The organism is Novosphingobium sp. UBA6272, assembly GCF_002440635.1.
Lineage (GTDB): Bacteria > Pseudomonadota > Alphaproteobacteria > Sphingomonadales > Sphingomonadaceae > Novosphingobium.
Window position 1 is genome coordinate 563 of record NZ_DJUW01000004.1, and the last position, 15,211, is coordinate 15,773.

Annotated in this window: 16 protein-coding genes and 1 rRNA gene (1 of these 17 only partly in view); 7 read left to right on the forward strand and 10 right to left on the reverse strand. The window is 64.1% G+C overall.

The window, feature by feature from the left end:
* A 16S ribosomal RNA gene (locus B2V17_RS03615) occupies nucleotides 1-275 on the reverse strand; its annotated part reaches 562 nt to the left of the window's first position; the annotation flags it as partial.
* A 555-nt stretch (nucleotides 276-830) separates the two neighbouring features.
* On the opposite strand from B2V17_RS03615, the gene B2V17_RS03620 reads away from it, so the two are divergent.
* Together B2V17_RS03620 and B2V17_RS03625 are read left to right on the forward strand one after the other, a co-directional pair.
* On the forward strand, nucleotides 831-1,862 hold the full coding sequence (locus B2V17_RS03620; protein ID WP_292995295.1) for a glycosyltransferase family 2 protein: 1,032 nt from the start codon (nucleotides 831-833) through the stop codon (nucleotides 1,860-1,862).
* Complete coding sequence (locus B2V17_RS03625) at nucleotides 1,859-3,325, forward strand: lipopolysaccharide biosynthesis protein (RefSeq protein WP_292995297.1); 1,467 nt, start codon at nucleotides 1,859-1,861, stop codon at nucleotides 3,323-3,325. The genes B2V17_RS03620 and B2V17_RS03625 overlap by 4 nt, the downstream gene beginning before the upstream one ends.
* On the opposite strand, the gene B2V17_RS03630 is transcribed toward B2V17_RS03625, so the two are convergent.
* The gene (locus B2V17_RS03630; protein WP_292995299.1) at nucleotides 3,322-4,254 is read right to left on the reverse strand and encodes a hypothetical protein; all 933 of its coding nucleotides are present in this window, start codon (nucleotides 4,252-4,254) and stop codon (nucleotides 3,322-3,324) included. The genes B2V17_RS03625 and B2V17_RS03630 overlap by 4 nt on opposite strands.
* A gap of 120 nt (nucleotides 4,255-4,374) precedes the next feature.
* Here B2V17_RS03630 and B2V17_RS03635 point away from each other — a divergent pair, with 120 nt between their 5' ends.
* Genes B2V17_RS03635 through B2V17_RS03645 form a run of 3 tightly spaced genes read left to right on the forward strand, consistent with a single transcriptional unit; the run spans nucleotide 4,375 to nucleotide 7,804 of the window.
* Nucleotides 4,375-5,325 (forward strand): retropepsin-like aspartic protease, encoded by a 951-nt coding sequence (locus B2V17_RS03635; RefSeq protein ID WP_292995301.1) that lies wholly within the window; start codon nucleotides 4,375-4,377, stop codon nucleotides 5,323-5,325.
* A 58-nt stretch (nucleotides 5,326-5,383) separates the two neighbouring features.
* The gene (locus B2V17_RS03640; protein ID WP_292995303.1) at nucleotides 5,384-7,204 is read left to right on the forward strand and encodes an ABCB family ABC transporter ATP-binding protein/permease; all 1,821 of its coding nucleotides are present in this window, start codon (nucleotides 5,384-5,386) and stop codon (nucleotides 7,202-7,204) included.
* 45 nt (nucleotides 7,205-7,249) lie between these two features.
* Complete coding sequence (locus B2V17_RS03645) at nucleotides 7,250-7,804, forward strand: hypothetical protein (RefSeq protein WP_292995305.1); 555 nt, start codon at nucleotides 7,250-7,252, stop codon at nucleotides 7,802-7,804.
* A 4-nt stretch (nucleotides 7,805-7,808) separates the two neighbouring features.
* Here B2V17_RS03645 and B2V17_RS03650 read toward each other — a convergent pair whose 3' ends face one another.
* The 5 genes from B2V17_RS03650 to B2V17_RS03670 all read right to left on the reverse strand — a co-directional run bounded on the left by B2V17_RS03650 (nucleotide 7,809) and on the right by B2V17_RS03670 (nucleotide 11,106).
* Nucleotides 7,809-8,006, reverse strand: coding sequence for a DUF1737 domain-containing protein (locus B2V17_RS03650; protein ID WP_292995307.1), 198 nt, complete (start codon nucleotides 8,004-8,006; stop codon nucleotides 7,809-7,811).
* Between the two features lie 165 nt (nucleotides 8,007-8,171).
* Complete coding sequence (locus tag B2V17_RS03655) at nucleotides 8,172-8,582, reverse strand: GFA family protein (protein ID WP_292995308.1); 411 nt, start codon at nucleotides 8,580-8,582, stop codon at nucleotides 8,172-8,174.
* A gap of 51 nt (nucleotides 8,583-8,633) precedes the next feature.
* The gene (hslU, locus tag B2V17_RS03660; protein WP_292995310.1) at nucleotides 8,634-9,935 is read right to left on the reverse strand and encodes an ATP-dependent protease ATPase subunit HslU; all 1,302 of its coding nucleotides are present in this window, start codon (nucleotides 9,933-9,935) and stop codon (nucleotides 8,634-8,636) included.
* Between the two features lie 103 nt (nucleotides 9,936-10,038).
* Nucleotides 10,039-10,596 carry an ATP-dependent protease subunit HslV gene (gene hslV, locus B2V17_RS03665; protein ID WP_292995312.1) on the reverse strand — a complete coding sequence of 186 codons (558 nt, stop codon included), beginning with the start codon at nucleotides 10,594-10,596 and terminating at the stop codon, nucleotides 10,039-10,041.
* A 36-nt stretch (nucleotides 10,597-10,632) separates the two neighbouring features.
* The gene (locus B2V17_RS03670; protein ID WP_292995314.1) at nucleotides 10,633-11,106 is read right to left on the reverse strand and encodes an outer membrane protein assembly factor BamE; all 474 of its coding nucleotides are present in this window, start codon (nucleotides 11,104-11,106) and stop codon (nucleotides 10,633-10,635) included.
* Nucleotides 11,107-11,260: 154 nt separating this feature from the next.
* Between B2V17_RS03670 and B2V17_RS03675 the strand changes: the two genes are divergently transcribed.
* Complete coding sequence (locus B2V17_RS03675; protein ID WP_292995316.1) at nucleotides 11,261-11,779, forward strand: ubiquinol-cytochrome C chaperone family protein; 519 nt, start codon at nucleotides 11,261-11,263, stop codon at nucleotides 11,777-11,779.
* A complete protein-coding gene (locus B2V17_RS03680; RefSeq protein WP_292995318.1) occupies nucleotides 11,776-12,282 on the forward strand; it encodes a YceD family protein in 507 nt (168 codons plus the stop codon). The genes B2V17_RS03675 and B2V17_RS03680 overlap by 4 nt, the downstream gene beginning before the upstream one ends.
* Before the next feature lie 3 nt (nucleotides 12,283-12,285).
* On the opposite strand, the gene ssb is transcribed toward B2V17_RS03680, so the two are convergent.
* The 3 genes from ssb to B2V17_RS03695 form a co-directional block, all read right to left on the reverse strand.
* Nucleotides 12,286-12,819, reverse strand: a complete 534-nt coding sequence (ssb, locus tag B2V17_RS03685; RefSeq protein ID WP_292995320.1) for a single-stranded DNA-binding protein — start codon at nucleotides 12,817-12,819, stop codon at nucleotides 12,286-12,288.
* A 256-nt stretch (nucleotides 12,820-13,075) separates the two neighbouring features.
* Complete coding sequence (gene feoB, locus B2V17_RS03690; protein ID WP_414690755.1) at nucleotides 13,076-14,920, reverse strand: ferrous iron transporter B; 1,845 nt, start codon at nucleotides 14,918-14,920, stop codon at nucleotides 13,076-13,078.
* Nucleotides 14,917-15,156 (reverse strand): FeoA family protein, encoded by a 240-nt coding sequence (locus tag B2V17_RS03695; RefSeq protein WP_292995324.1) that lies wholly within the window; start codon nucleotides 15,154-15,156, stop codon nucleotides 14,917-14,919. Before B2V17_RS03695 ends, feoB begins: the two co-directional genes overlap by 4 nt.
* Nucleotides 15,157-15,211: the final 55 nt, after the last annotated feature.

Below are 15,211 nucleotides of genomic sequence, written 5' to 3' on the forward strand. Positions count from 1 at the left end.
ATCATCCTCTCAGACCAGCTAAGGATCGTCGCCTTGGTAGGCCTTTACCCCACCAACTAGCTAATCCTACGCGGGCTCATCTTTTGCCGATAAATCTTTGGTCTTGCGACATTATCCGGTATTAGCAGTCATTTCTAACTGTTATTCCGAAGCAAAAGGCAGATTCCCACGTGTTACGCACCCGTGCGCCACTAACCCCGAAGGGTTCGTTCGACTTGCATGTGTTAGGCATGCCGCCAGCGTTCGTTCTGAGCCAGGATCAAACTCTCAAGTTTGTGTCCAATCTCACAACAGCACAGGCCGAAGCCTGCCATCTGACGTAAAATTAATTCAGGGGTCAATTACCCTGCACATATCTAAACGTATGGTTACGTTAGGACATATGTAATGGTAACGACTATTTTAAACTGCCACCCCGAGCCCTGAAGCCCCGGGAGCAGGCGCCGTCGCCCACATGTCCCTTCATCTAAAACCGACAATGTCAAAGAGCCGTCAACCTCGCCGCCGAAGCGACAAAATCAGGCGGACAACCATCGTACCCCGATTTTTATACCGGGGGACTGTTGTCCGTCTATGTTGGCGACCGGGGCGTTTCTGCCGTTTTTGAAGCGGCGTTCCCGTCCGGTGAACGGGCCTCTAAGCCTGACCTTTGATTCGGTCAACGCCTTTTTTGCAATTTTATTTCGCAGCTGCGGAAAGCCGCAGAAATCTGAGGATTTTGAGTTCGATCCTGTGCCTCGGAGGATCGAATCGTTCCCGAATCCAGCAATTTTCCTCCGAATCTCGCCGCGTAAGGCGATGATTAACGCCCCTTAGCTATACCGCGCGGCATGTCAGAGGTCGCCCTCCCCCCCGTGATTCCCGCCGCACCGCGCGTTGCGGTGATTGTTCCTGCCTATGGAGTCGCCCACCTGGTCGGCGAAGCGCTCGATTCGCTGCTCGCCCAATCCATGCCCGACTGGGAGTGCGTGGTGATCGACGATGGCGCGCCCGACGATGTCGCGGGTGCGGTCGCACCTTATCTGCACGATCCACGGATCCGCTTCCTCGCTACCGACAATCACGGCGTATCCGGAGCGCGCAACACCGCGATCGCGGCGACCAGTGCACCGTATATTGCATTGCTTGATGGCGATGACCGGTTCCGGCCGGATTATCTCGCCCGCACCACCGCCCGGCTCGACGCCGATCCCAGCCTGTGCCTGGTCACCGTGAATGCCCACATCTTCGGAGCGGTCCCGCGCGAACGGCTGTGCTTCGAAGGCAAGCAGGGGGCTGGAGACGGTCTGCATGGCACGCTGGCGGAAGTGCTCGACCGCAGCTTTGGCGTCTATATCGGCACAACCTTTCGTCGCAGCGAGTTCGAACGGACCAAAGGGTTCGATACCACCTTCACCCATTGCGAAGACTTCGACATGTGGGTCCAGTTAATGCAGCTCGGCGGCCTCGCCGGCTATATCGACGAGGTGCTGGGCGAATACCGGGTACGGGTCGATTCGGCCTCGGCCAGCCGCGAGAAGATGCTGCGCGGCAACCTGAGGGTCTATGACAAGGCGATCGCCACCCTGCCTTCGGACGCGCCCGAACTTGCCCTGGCCCGGCGCCTCGCCCACGATACCCAGCAGGCGATCGATTTCGAACACGCGATGGACCGGGTGATCGATGGCGATACCGCCGGCGGTCTGGCCGCTCTCCGTGCCGTCAAGGAGCAGGTCACCGGGCCGGTTTGGACACTCTCCTTCGCGCTTTGGACGCTGTTTCCTTCACTCGCCCGCCCGATGCTGGCCTGGCGTCGCCGCAAGCACAGTCGCGGCGGATCGGAAAGCGGGCTCAAGGCCGTGCTACAAAGCGCTGTATCATGACCACCGCCAGCGAGGCGCCTGCAGAAGGCGGCGCGCTGCGCAGCCAGGTTCGCAGCGCGGTGATCTGGCGTTCGGGCACGCAAATCTTCAGCCAGCTGGTCGCCTGGGTCTCAACCTTCCTGGTGATGCGGCTGCTGCCGCTGTCCGATTACGGCCTGTTCGCGATGACTTCGACCATGCTGGTCCTGCTCAGCCTGTTCAACGGTTCGGGCTTTTCCAGCGCGGCAATTCAGGATCGCGATTTCAACCGGCAGAATCTGCGCCAGTTGTTCGGCCTGCTGATCGCGATCAATGGCACACTGGCTCTGGCGCAGGTGCTGCTGGCTCCACTGGTCGCGAGTTATTTCGCCGAGCCGCGCGTGGCCGACCTACTGCGGGTCCAGGCACTGATCTATCTGACCAACCCGTTCCTCGGGGTCGGCTATGCAGTGCTGGCGCGCGAGATGGATTTCCGCCGGCAGGCCCAGGTCAATATGGGATCGGCGCTGCTGGGCGCGGTCGTAGCACTGATCGGAGCCTTTTCCGGCTGGGGGGTGTGGACGCTGGTTGCCGCGCCGCTGGCCACCTTTGTCAGCCGCGCGATCGGGATGATGGTCGCCGCAAAGGCCTGGATATTGCCGAGCTTCGACTTTCGCGGTGCGCGGGCGCTGGCCGACTATGGCGGGATCGTGATGGGCGGGCAGATCTTCTGGTTCCTGCAGACCCAGGCCGACATCGTCATCGCCGGCCGCCTGCTCGGCAAGGACGATCTGGGACTTTATACGATCAGCCTGTTCCTGGCCCACATCTTCGTGACCAAGGTGGTGCCGCCGCTCAACGAAGTGGCATTCAGCGCCTATGCGCGGATCCAGCACGACCTGCGCGAGGTTTCCGCCGGCTTCCTCAAGTCGGTCCGCACGATCATGTTGCTGGCGATGCCGTTCTGCCTTGGCATGGCCGCCACAGCCGAGCCGCTGGTGCGGACGATGCTGGGCGACGACAAGGCTGCCACCGCTCCGGTGGTCGCCCTGCTTGCGCTGGCCATGCCGTTCATGACGCTGCACGTCCTGTTCGCGCCGGCAACCAACGCCTGCGGCCGTCCGGGCATCGCCACCCGCACATCGATCCTCGGTGCGCTGCTGATGCCGCCGGCCTTTTACGTCGGCGTGCGCTATGGCGTAGTCGGGCTGGCTGTGGCCTGGGCGCTGACCTACCCTGTACTGACTGTGGTCTCGGCGATGCTGTCGCTGCCGGTGATCGGGGTCAGGCCGCGCGAATTGATCGCTGCGCTGCAGGCGCCGGTGCTGGCCGGGATCGCCATGGCTGCCAGCGTCGTCCTGCTGGATCGGGCACTGCCCGTAATGCCGCATCCGGCCAGGCTGGCGCTGTTGGTCAGCGTTGGCGGCGCGATCTACGGCGGCTGGCTACTGACCTTCGCCCGCGAACGGATCGACGAGATGCTGAAACTGGTGCTGAAGCGCTAGGCCGCAGCGCGGATCGCACCGAGCCCGGCCATCGCCTGCCGCGAAGCCCGGGCATAGGCCCCGCGATGATAGCGATAAGTCCCGACGAAGTGGACCAGCGCCGCATCATCGCCATAGGGCTCGTTCCAGAAGTTGAGATAGCGATCATAGGGCAGCAACACCGGCTCGCCCTCGTTGGCGACGATAACATTGCTCATAACCTGTTCGCTACCCCATTCCGACCAGACCTGCTTGCCGAGCAGCGCAATTGCCTCGCGGCTGAAGGCATCGGCAATCTCGCGGCCCATCCCGCCCGGAGCAAAGCCGGCAAAGCCTGCGCAACCCCGGACATAGTGCGAAAGCTGCGGCTGCCGCCTGGCGACTTCGGCCAGCAACGCCTCGATTTTGGGCTGTACATGGGCATCAGCCGGAACCGACGAAAGGTGAGCGGCGATCGCCTCGACTGGAACTAGTTCCGCGTCGATTCCGCCCAACAGCGTGAAACCGCGTCCCGCATCGATCGCGGCGAGCACTTCGGGCACCGGGCCAAGTGTAACCGTGTCCGAATCGAGCTGGATCACGTAATTGTCGCGGCGCAGCGCCAGGAGCGTCAGCAGGCGTTCCCAGCACCCGCCGCGCGGGCAATCGCCCAGTTCGACATCGCCGATCGCCAAGATCTCTGGCCGGTCGAGATGGGCGGCCAGGACGGCGCGGTCCTCAACGGTCAGCGTGCCATCATCGAGGATCACAAAACGCCCCTTGCCCAGCTGGGCGTGCAGGCTTTTCGCCGCGATCAGGTAAGGCAGCACGACCCGCGTGCCGATCATCGAGAACAGCACCACGCCATCGTCGGCCGCGCGAACGGGCGACGTCGCCAGAATGGCCCGCGCGTCGCGGTTGAATTGCAGCTCGCGCAGCTTGCGCAGCGCCCGGTCAGCCAGATCGATCATGCCATGGCCATAGCAGCAGCCCCTTAAGCTTTGGCAAATGCGCCAACCGCTTCGACCGGCGACATGGCGCAGTGTAGAGCAGCGTGGTATCCTGCCGTCATAAGAGAGAGGAGAACCGCCATGTCGGTTAGCCAATTCATTGCCCCATTCGTCTCACTGGTGCTGGCCATGCCGGTGATGGTCGGACAGAACGGCGCCCAGCAAGCCAGCGAAGTCGATGTTATCCAGACCCAGGATGACCGGCACGAGCGCCTGACCGTTCCGGTCCGGATCGGAACCCACGGGCCGTTCCAGTTCATGATCGATACCGGATCGCAGAACACCGTGGTCTCGACCGGGGTGGCCACCACGCTGGGTATTCCGATCGGGGCCAAGGCCAAGCTTACCGGGGTGGCCGGAAGCGAAATGGTCGATACGGTCGAAATCGACGAGATTGGCCTCGGCAAGCGCTCTTATTACAGCGTGCTCGCCCCGCTGCTCGAGCGGGCCGACATTGGCGCGGACGGGATCGTCGGGCTCGACAGCCTGCAGGGGCAGCGGGTCCAGATCGATTTCAAGCGCGGACTGATGGCGGTGGCCGATGCCCGCAGCCTGGGCGGAAACCGCGGTTACGAGATCGTGGTGACCGCTCGGCGCCGTTCGGGCCAGCTGATCATGGCCGATGCCGTGATCGACGGGATCAAGGTTCAGGTGGTGATCGATACCGGGTCGGACACCTCGATCGGCAACCGGGCATTGCAGTACAAGCTGTCCAAACGCGGGCTCAACGGCCAGGTCGAGCTCCGCTCGGTCACCGGGCAGACCATTATTGCTGACATCGGGCTCGGCCGGAACCTCAAGATCGATCAGGTCAACTTCGGCAACGTGATGATCGCTTACGCCGATTCGCCGCATTTCAAGGCCCTCGGCCTGGCTGACAAGCCGGCCTTGTTCCTGGGTATGCGCGACCTGCGCCAGCTGGACCGCGTCGCAATCGATTTCGCCACCCGCAAGATCTATTTCGACGTGCCGGACAGTTCGATGGATTATACCGGACGCTTTTCGGACCACGTGAACTCGCGGCTGAACTGATCTTTGGCCGCGGCGCGCGGCCCCTTCCCTTTCGCGGGCTTGCCCCTACATGGGGGCGATGCCCCCCGACGCCCCATCCTCCGATAGCGCCGCCCGCCATGACGGCTGGGGCAGCCTGCGCCGGTTCCTGCCCTATCTGTGGCCCAAGGATCGCCCGGCCCTGAAGCGCAAGATCGTGCTGGCCGTGCTGCTGGTACTGCTCAGCAAGGCGATCACGCTGGCCCTGCCCTATGCCTACAAGCGTGCGGTCGATGCGATGGGCACCAGTGGCAGCGCGGCGTTCCAGATCGCCTTCGCCTTCGTCCTGGCCTATGCGCTGGGGCGATTCACCGGGGTTCTGTTCGACAACCTGCGCAACATCGTATTCGAGCGGGTCGGCCAGGAGGCGACCCGGCAGCTGGCAGTCGATACCTTCAACCGCCTGCACCAGCTGTCGCTGCGTTTCCACCTCGCCCGCCGCACCGGCGAGGTAACCAAGACGATCGACCGCGGGACCAAGAGCATCGACGTGATGCTCTATTTCATGCTGTTCAACATCGCCCCGACCGTGATCGAGCTGACTGCGGTGGCGGTGATCTTCTACTTCAGCTTCGGCTGGGGGCTGGTCGCGGCAACGGCGCTGGCGGTGGTCGCCTATGGCGCGGTGACCCGCTGGATCACCGACTGGCGCAACGCCCTGCGCGAACAGATGAACCGGCTCGACGGGCAGGCGCTGGCCCGTTCGGTCGATTCGCTGCTCAACTACGAGACGGTGAAGTACTTCAACGCCGAAGTCCGCGAGGCGCAGCGCTATGAGGAATCGGCGCAGGCCTTTGCCAATGCGGCGGTCAAAAGCGAGAACAGCCTGGGCCTGCTCAACATAGCCCAGGCGCTGATCACCAACCTGCTGATGGCCGGGGCCATGGCCTACACCGTGTGGGAGTGGTCCAAAGGCCGCCACAGCGTGGGCGATCTGGTCTTCGTCCAGACCTATCTGACCCAGCTGTTCCGCCCGCTCGACCTGCTCGGCATGGTCTATCGCACGATCCGCCAGGGGCTGATCGACATGGCCCAGATGTTCGACCTGATCGACACGCCGGTCGAAGTGGCTGACGCGCCCGGTGCCCCGGCGCTGGTGGTCAGCCGCCCGACCCTGACCTTCGACAACGTGGTGTTCGGCTATGAACCCGACCGCACGATCCTGAAGGGATTGAGCTTCGAAGTGCCGGCCGGGCATCAGGTGGCTGTGGTCGGCCCATCGGGTGCTGGCAAGAGCACGATCGCGCGGCTGGTGTTCCGCTTCTACGATCCCTGGTCGGGCCGGATCCTGATCGACGGGCAGGATATCAAGGACGTTACGCAGGAATCGCTGCGCAAGGTGTTGGGCATCGTCCCGCAGGATTCGGTGCTGTTCAACGACACGATCGGCTACAACATTGCCTATGGCCGTGACGGTGCCGGCCTGCCCGAGGTTGAGGCGGCGGCGCGCGGCGCGGCGCTGATGGACCTGATCGGGCGGCTGCCGCAGGGTTTCGACACTGAAGTGGGCGAGCGCGGGCTCAAGCTCTCGGGCGGGGAGAAGCAGCGGGTGGCGATCGCCCGCACCCTGGTCAAGAACCCGCCGATCCTGCTGCTCGACGAGGCGACCTCGGCGCTCGACACCCGGACCGAGCAGGACATCCTGGCGACGCTGCACTCGGTCGCCGAAGGCCGCACCTCGCTGACCATCGCTCACCGGCTTTCGACGATTGCCGATGCCGATACGATTCTGGTGCTGAACGACGGCCTGCTGGCCGAACAGGGCACCCATGGCGAACTGCTGCGCCGCGGCGGACTCTATGCCGAAATGTGGGCGCGCCAGGCCGAAGCGATCGAGGAACTGGGCGAAGCGGCGGAGTAACCGCACTGGTTGACCCCGACAGGGGACAAACCTACGCTACATTTCATGGACTTGCTCGGCCCCGATTTCGCCAAGGCGCGCTATTGGACCGAATTCGACGAACAGGGCGAGCGGCTGGTCATGCCGATCCGGCGCAGCTGGAAAGTGGTCGGCGGCACCCTGGCCGGGTTCGGCTTCATGATCGTTAAGATGCACGCCCTGTTCGAACACGAACCTGGCTGGTTTGAATACACCGCCTTTGCCGGGCTGATCGGCGGCGCGCTCTATCTTGTGCTGATCATCCTCACCAGCCTGCTGACCCGCGAGACAATCCAGATCCGCAATGGCGAACTGGTCCATGGCTGGCGCCTGTTCGGCCTCAAGCGGGAAAAGCGTTATCGGCTGGCCGAAGTGTTCGATCTTGGCATCAGCAACGATGAACAGGCCGCGAGTCTCGAAAAGCTGGTTTCGCCGCTCAAGGACTTCGGCAAGGCCGGGGTGGTCAGTTTCGATTTCCGCGGCGAGACCGTGGGTATGGGCGCGGGACTTGACGAGGCGCATGGCCAGCAGGTGATCGAATGGATCGCCCGCCGGGCACCGCGCGGGGTTCTGACCCGCTAAACGGCTACTTCACCACGTCGGCTTCATGCCAGACCACGGCCTGCGCACACTTCATGCAGCCGCCCTCCTCATCCCAGGCGAGCGACGGCGAACCATAGAGCCGCCAGCCCTGCTCCAGCGCCTCGGACACCCGCTCGCAAAAGGCGTGGTCGTCCTTACCGGTGAGCAGGCGATAGATCGGACGGTCGTCAGGGGTTTGCATCGCGCGACTATAGCAGCAGCAGACTTCGCTGAAAGCCCCTCCCCGGCGGGGAGGGGTTGGGGTGGGGGTTCGACGCTGGCGTGGTCCTCCCACCCCGCTGCGACTAGGCAGCAAGCTGCCAAGTCTCGCTGCCCCTCCCCGGCGGGGAGGGGACCATGACTTGACCTAGTCTTCTGGCATGCCCGGATAGCGCTTGAATGCGGGAAGGTCATGCGCGTCCTTCATCCAGCCGATCCGCTCTGCCACCTGGATCTGCGCATCGGGCGGCAGTGCGTCAGGATCGTCGAGCGTCGCGATCTGAATGTCGACGATCCCCGGAAGGGTTTCGGCATTGCGGAAATAGAGACCGGTACCGCAGGTCGGGCAGAAGCTGCGCATCGAGGCACCGGATGAGTTGAACGTCGCAGCCTGGCCTTGCTCAACCGCAAAGTCGCTTTCGGCAAAGGCGGCCCAGCCGACCACCGGCGCGCCCGCACTCTTACGGCAATCCACGCAGTGGCACAGCGCCCTGTGCTGCGGTTCACCTGTTACGCGATAGCGCACCGCGCCGCACTGGCATCCGCCGGTCAGTTCCATGGCCTGTCTCCTTCAAGCTCGCGCAGGAACATTAAAGGAACATTGAAGCCGCTACAAGATATACTTCGACAAGTCCGTGTCCCGCGCCAGACCGGCCAGCCGCTCGGTCACATAGGCTTCATCCACGGTCACGCTCTCACCCTCGCGATCTTCGGCTTCGAAGCTCAGATCCTCTAGCAGCTTTTCCATCACGGTTTGGAGCCGCCGCGCACCGATGTTCTCGACCGCTTCGTTGACCTGGCATGCGATCCTGGCGACTTCGCGGACCGCACCGGGGGTGAAGTCGAGCGTGACCTTCTCGGTCCCCAGCAGCGCCTTGTACTGCTCGACCAGGTTGGCCCGGGTTTCGGAGAGAATCCGGACGAAATCGTCCTCGCTCAGCGCCGACAGCTCGACCCGGATCGGCAAGCGGCCCTGCAATTCGGGCAGCATGTCGCTGGGCTTGGCGACGTGGAACGCGCCAGAAGCGATGAACAGCACGTGGTCGGTCTTCATCGGCCCATACTTGGTGGCCACCGTGGTGCCTTCGATCAGCGGCAGCAGATCGCGCTGCACGCCTTCGCGGCTGACCGAGCCGCCGCGCACGTCGCTGACCGCAATCTTGTCAATCTCGTCGATGAAGACGATGCCGTTGGTTTCGGCATTGAGCAGCGCGACCCGGGCGACGTCGTCCTGATCCATCCGCTTTTCGGCTTCCTCGTCGACCAGCTTGGCCCAGGCATCGGGCACCTTGAGCTTGCGCCGTTTGAGGTTCTGCTTGCCCATCGCCTTGTTCATCATGTCGGACAGGTTGATCATGCCGATCCCGCCGGGCATGCCGGGGATCTCCATCCCGCCGGCCGGGCTGTCCTCCACTTCGATCTCAACCTCGACGTCGTCCATCGCCTTTTCGACGATCCGCTGGCGGAACGATTCGCGGGTCGCCTCAGAAGCGCCATCGCCGACCAGCGCTTTGAGCAGCCGGTCCATCGCGCCCTTTTCGGCCGCATCGCGCACCGCATCACGGCGGCGGTCCTTCTCGAGCCGGATCGCTTCCTCGACCAGGTCGCGGGCAATCTGTTCGACATCGCGGCCGACATAGCCGACCTCGGTGAACTTGGTCGCCTCGACCTTGACGAACGGCGCTTCGGCCAGCTTGGCCAGCCGCCGGCTGATCTCGGTCTTGCCGCAGCCCGTCGGGCCGATCATCAGGATGTTCTTGGGCGTCACCTCATCGCGCAGCTCGGGCCCGAGCCGCTGACGCCGCCAGCGGTTGCGCAGGGCAACGGCCACGGCCTTCTTGGCATCGGCCTGGCCGATAATGTGTTCGTCCAGCGCGCGGACAATGGCTTTGGGGGTGAGGTTTTCGATCATTCTCTTGCTCCCCCCTCCCGCTTGCGGGAGGGGTCAGGGGTGGGCCTGCGGGGAGTGAATGGGACCGGCCCACCCCTAACCCCTCCCGCAGGCGGCAGGGGGACTAGACGGTTTCCACCGTCACGCGGTCATTGGTGAAGACGCAGACCTCAGCGGCAACGGCCATGGCGCGGCGGGCGATCTTTTCGGGATCGTCCTCGTAATCGGTCAGCGCCTTGGCGGCGGAGAGCGCATAGTTGCCGCCCGATCCGATCGCGGCGATGCCTTCCTCGGGTTCGAGCACATCGCCATTTCCGGTAAGGATCAGCAGCACGTCCTTGTCGGCCACGATCATCAGCGCTTCCAGGTTGCGCAAGTACTTGTCGGTGCGCCAGTCCTTGGCCAGTTCCACCGCCGCGCGCATCAGCTGGCCGCGGTGCTGCTCAAGCTTCTTTTCCAGCCGTTCGAACAGCGTGAAGGCATCGGCGGTCGCCCCGGCGAACCCGGCGATCACGCTGCCGTCACCCAGCCGCCGGACCTTCTTGGCGTTGGGCTTTATCACGGTGTTGCCCATGGAAACTTGGCCATCGCCGGCGATGACGGTCTTGCCGCCCTTCTTGACGCCGATGATGGTGGTGCCGTGCCACTGGATCAGACCGTGGCTGTCGTTGGAATGGTTCATGCCTGCGGATATATGACTTATCCGGCGGGCTTCAACCTAGCTGCCGTTCGGACCGCCACCTGCGCCACCGCCGGTACCGGCGGCGCCGACCTGCCCAATGTTGCCGAACAGGTCTTCGAGGAAGGTCCGTTCGCGGCCCAGGGTCGGTGTCTTGTCACCATCCGGGTTGAACTGAACGACCTTCTCGATGCCCGAGCGTTCGACCCCGGCGACGTTGCCTTTCTCATCGAAGGTGATTTTGACCATCAACTGCTCTTTGGCCTTGGGCCGGGTGAAGGCGGCCTGGCGGGTGTTGGTCGAAATATAGTACCAGTCCTTGCGGCCGTATTGGCTGATGTAGCTGGGGCGGCCAAGCATGCGTTCGACCGACATCTGGTTGTCGATCCCCGGTTGAACCGAATCGAGCAGGGCATTGTCAACGAGGTAACCGCGACGGTCCTTGATCGAAGCGCAGGCCGAAAGCGCCAGTACCGCCACTGCCACGCCGAGGAAACGAACCTTGCCTTGCATCGTCAAATTGCTCCGTCCGGGCGGCCTTGCGGGATTGCCCGCTCCGCCCCATCTGATCTATCGCGGCCAGCCTTAGGCCGCCTTGCCCTTGCGCGCAATGCCGCCGCATGGGTCGTAACGGTTTAATGCCCGCTGAATGGAAGGAATACCCGCGATGTCGCTGCTCAAGCGCCTGTTTGCCTCTGGCGCGAAAGATCAGGCTCGGGTCCGCCGGTTGTGGCACCGCGTGGTCGAAATCGCGCGCGAGCCGGGTTGGTATACCAAGGGCGGGATTGCCGACACTGTCGAGGGCCGGTTCGATGCGATCACGTTGGTGCTGGTAGCGGCGATGCTGCGGATGGAGCGGACCGAACATCTGCGCGGCATGTCGGCCCGGCTGACCGAACTGTTCGTCGACGATATGGACGGCCAGCTGCGCCAGGCCGGGGTTGGCGATCTGGTGATGGGCAAGCGGATGGGCAAGCTGATGAGCGTGCTCGGCGGCCGGCTTGATGCCTTGCGTGCCGCGCTGGCCGAGTCCGATGACGCGGCTCTGATCGCGGCGATCGAACGCAATGTCACCCTGACCGACAAGGCCAGCCCTCCCGCCATCGCCGCTGAGCTGCGCGTGCTGGCCGCTACACTGGCCGCAATCGACGACGATTCGCTGCTCGACGGGAGGATTGCGCGATGAGCGAGCTGGAACGGATCTTCGACGCGGCCCGGTTGCCGGCCGATCCGCAGCGAATTACGGCGAACGAAGGCGAATGCCGCGCCCTCGCGCGGCGTTTTGGCTTGGTATCGGTAGGTTCGCTTGAAGCGACAATTACGCTGGTCGCCGATGGTCCCGCAGTCCGCGCCCATGGTCGGTTAGCGGCAGAGGTGGTGCAAAGCTGCGCAATATCGGGGGAGGATCTGGCGGTCCGCATCGACGAACCCGTCGCCCTGCGCTTCATCCCCGCAATCCCGCCCACCGCTGCCGACGAAGAAATCGAACTGACCGCCGACGATCTCGACGAAATCGAGATGGACGGCACTCGGTTTGACCTGGGTGAGGCCGTGGCGCAGACCATGGCGCTGGCAATCGATCCCTATCTCGAAGGGCCGAATGCCGAGGAATTCCGCCGCAAGGCCGGGATCCTCAGCGCCGGCGAAGGCGGGGCCTTTGCCGCGCTGAAGGGGTTGCTGAAGGAATAGCCCTCAGAACGGGATATCGTCGTCGAGATCGTCGGCGAAGCCGCCGCCAGCGCCGCCCGACTGACCGCCACCGAAGCCGCCGCCGCCAGAGCGCTGTCCGCCGCCGAAGTCTCCGCCGCCACTACGCTGGCCGCCACCATAGCTGCCGCCACCGCCGCCGGCTCCACCACCCTGGCCGCCGCCCGGGGCGCCATCGAGCATGGTCAGCACGCCGCCCATGCCGCCGACCGACACTTCGGTGCTGTAACGGTCATTGCCTTGGGCATCCTGCCACTTGCGGGTCCGCAGCTGGCCTTCGATGTAAACCTTGCTGCCCTTGCGCAGATAGCGCTCGGCCACGCCGACCAGGCCGTCCGAATTGAGCACCACGGTGTGCCATTCGGTCCGCTCCTTCTTCTCGCCGGTGTTCTTGTCTTTCCAGTTTTCGCTGGTGGCGATCCGCAGATTGGCGATCCGCCCGCCGTTCTGGAACGACTTCACCTCGGGATCGGCTCCAAGGTTGCCGATCAGAATAACCTTGTTGACGCTGCCTGCCATCGAATCGAGTCCCTTTGATTTGCTTGGCGATGGCCTAGCGCCTTGATGGGACGAGTTCCAGATTGGCGGCCCCGGATTTTCCCACAGGCACTCTCATGGACTCTCGCAAAGGCGCGAAGGCGCAAAGGACCGTCGAATTCGGCGTAGCCGTTTATCGATCCTAGGTTTGATCAAGGCTTTGCGTAGACGTCCAAAAACATGGCCTACGGCGCATTGTCTAACTCTTCGCGCCTTTGCGCCTTTGCGAGAGAAATCGCTATCCCAGCCCCAACCACACCGCCGTCCAATAGGTCAGACCGGCGAAAACATAGGCCAGCGCGAACAGGTAGATCAGCATGAAGATTGGCCAGCGCCACCCGTTCGTCTCGCGCCGCGTCACCGCGATCGTGCTCATGCATTGCGGGGCGAAGACGAACCAGGCGAGGAAGGCCAGTGCAGTTGGCAGCGACCAGCTGGCCTTGAGGCGGTCACCCAGCTGCTGGGCCTGGGCTGCCTCATCATCGCCGGCGCTGACGGCGTAGGAGGTGGCGAGCGAGCTGACCGCAACCTCGCGCGCGGCCATTGCCGGGATCAGCGACAAGGCGATGTCGCGGTTGAACCCGATCGGCTCGACCACCACTGCAAGGCCGTTGGCAAGGTGCCCGGCGATCGAGGCGTCGACCTGATCTTCGCCTGGGGCGGCACGCGGGAAGTTGAGCAGCAGCCACAGCACAACCGTGACCATGAAGATGATCGTCCCGGCACGGCGCAGAAAAATCCAGGCGCGCTGCCACAGTCCGATCAGGAGGTCCTTCGGGTGCGGCATCTGATACTTGGGCAGCTCCATGATGAAGCCCGATGCCGCGCCCTTGGTGACCGAGCGGCGCAGCACCAGCGCCACCACCATCGCCGCGATGATCCCGAAGACATAGAGCCCCAGCAGGACCAGCCCTTGCAGGCCGACCGGCCCGAGCACCGAGCGATTGGGAATGAAGGCCGCGATGATCACCGCATAGACCGGCAGCCGGGCCGAACAGGTCATCAGCGGGGCGATCAGGATCGTGGTCAGGCGGTCCTTCGGGTCGGTGATGCTGCGCGTCGCCATGATCCCGGGGATCGCGCAGGCAAAGCTGGAGAGCAGCGGGATGAAGCTGCGGCCCGACAGGCCCACACCCGCCATCATCCGGTCCATCAGGAAGGCGGCGCGGGCCATATAGCCCGAAGCTTCCATCGCCAGGATGAAGAAGAACAGGATCACGATCTGCGGCAGGAACACCACCACCGCACCGACCCCCGACAGCACACCATCGGTGATCAGATCGCGCAGCAGACTTTCAGGCATCAGCGCGCGGACCTGTGCGGTCAGCCAGCCAATTCCGCCTTCCAGCGCGTCGGCAAACGGGGTGGCCCAGGTGAACACCGCCTGGAACACGACGAACAGCAGCGCGAACAGGATCAGCGGCCCGGCCCAAGGGTGCAGGAACAACCGGTCAAGCTTCGCGTGAAGCCGGTGGCGCGCGGTTTCCGAAACGATCGCCGCCTCGGCAATGGCATGGGCGGTAACCCGCCGCTCGGTCAGCGTGGTATGAGGGCGGTGATGCTCGGCCGCGCGTTCTTCAGCGGCGGCAATTGCGGCGGCCAGTTCGGTCAGTCCGCGGCGGCGGACCGCGACGGTGGCGATCACCGGCACGCCCAGCGCCTCCTGCAACGCGGCGGGATCGATCGTCAGCCCGTCGCGCTCGGCGAGGTCCACCATGTTGAGCGCGATCACACAGGGCCGGCCCAGCGCGATCACCTCCTGCGCGAAGACCAGGTGCTGTTCGAGGTTGGAGGCGTCGAGAACGATGACCAGCACTTGCGGCGCCGGCTCACCCGGAAACTCGCCCATGATGACCTTGCGGGTCACTTCCTCGTCGGGACTGGTGGCGTGGAGGCCGTAGGAGCCGGGCAGATCGGTCAGCTCGATCGCTTCGCCGCCCGGGAGGACCAGCCGTCCGGCCTTCCGCTCAACGGTGACGCCAGGGTAGTTGGCGATCTTCTGGCGCGCGCCGGTCAGCGCGTTGAACAGCGCGCTTTTTCCGGCATTGGGATTGCCGACCAGGGCCGCACTGCGCAGGCTCACAGCCATTCCACCTCGATCGCTTCGGCATGGGCGCGGCGCAGGGCCACCGCCATCCGCCCGACCGAGAGCGCGATCGGATCGCGCCCGGAAAACACCCCGCGATGCGCGACGCTGACCTTCGCGCCGAGATCGATCCCCAGCGCCTGCAAGCGCTGCGCCTCTTCCGGCACCAGCCGTGCCCAGTCGACCGCGACGATGCGGGCGCTCATTCCAATAGGGAGATGGTCGATCGTCATGCCCGAACGCCGCTGCCACAGCGCGGCGCTAGTTGCAAGTCATTCGCAATAATAT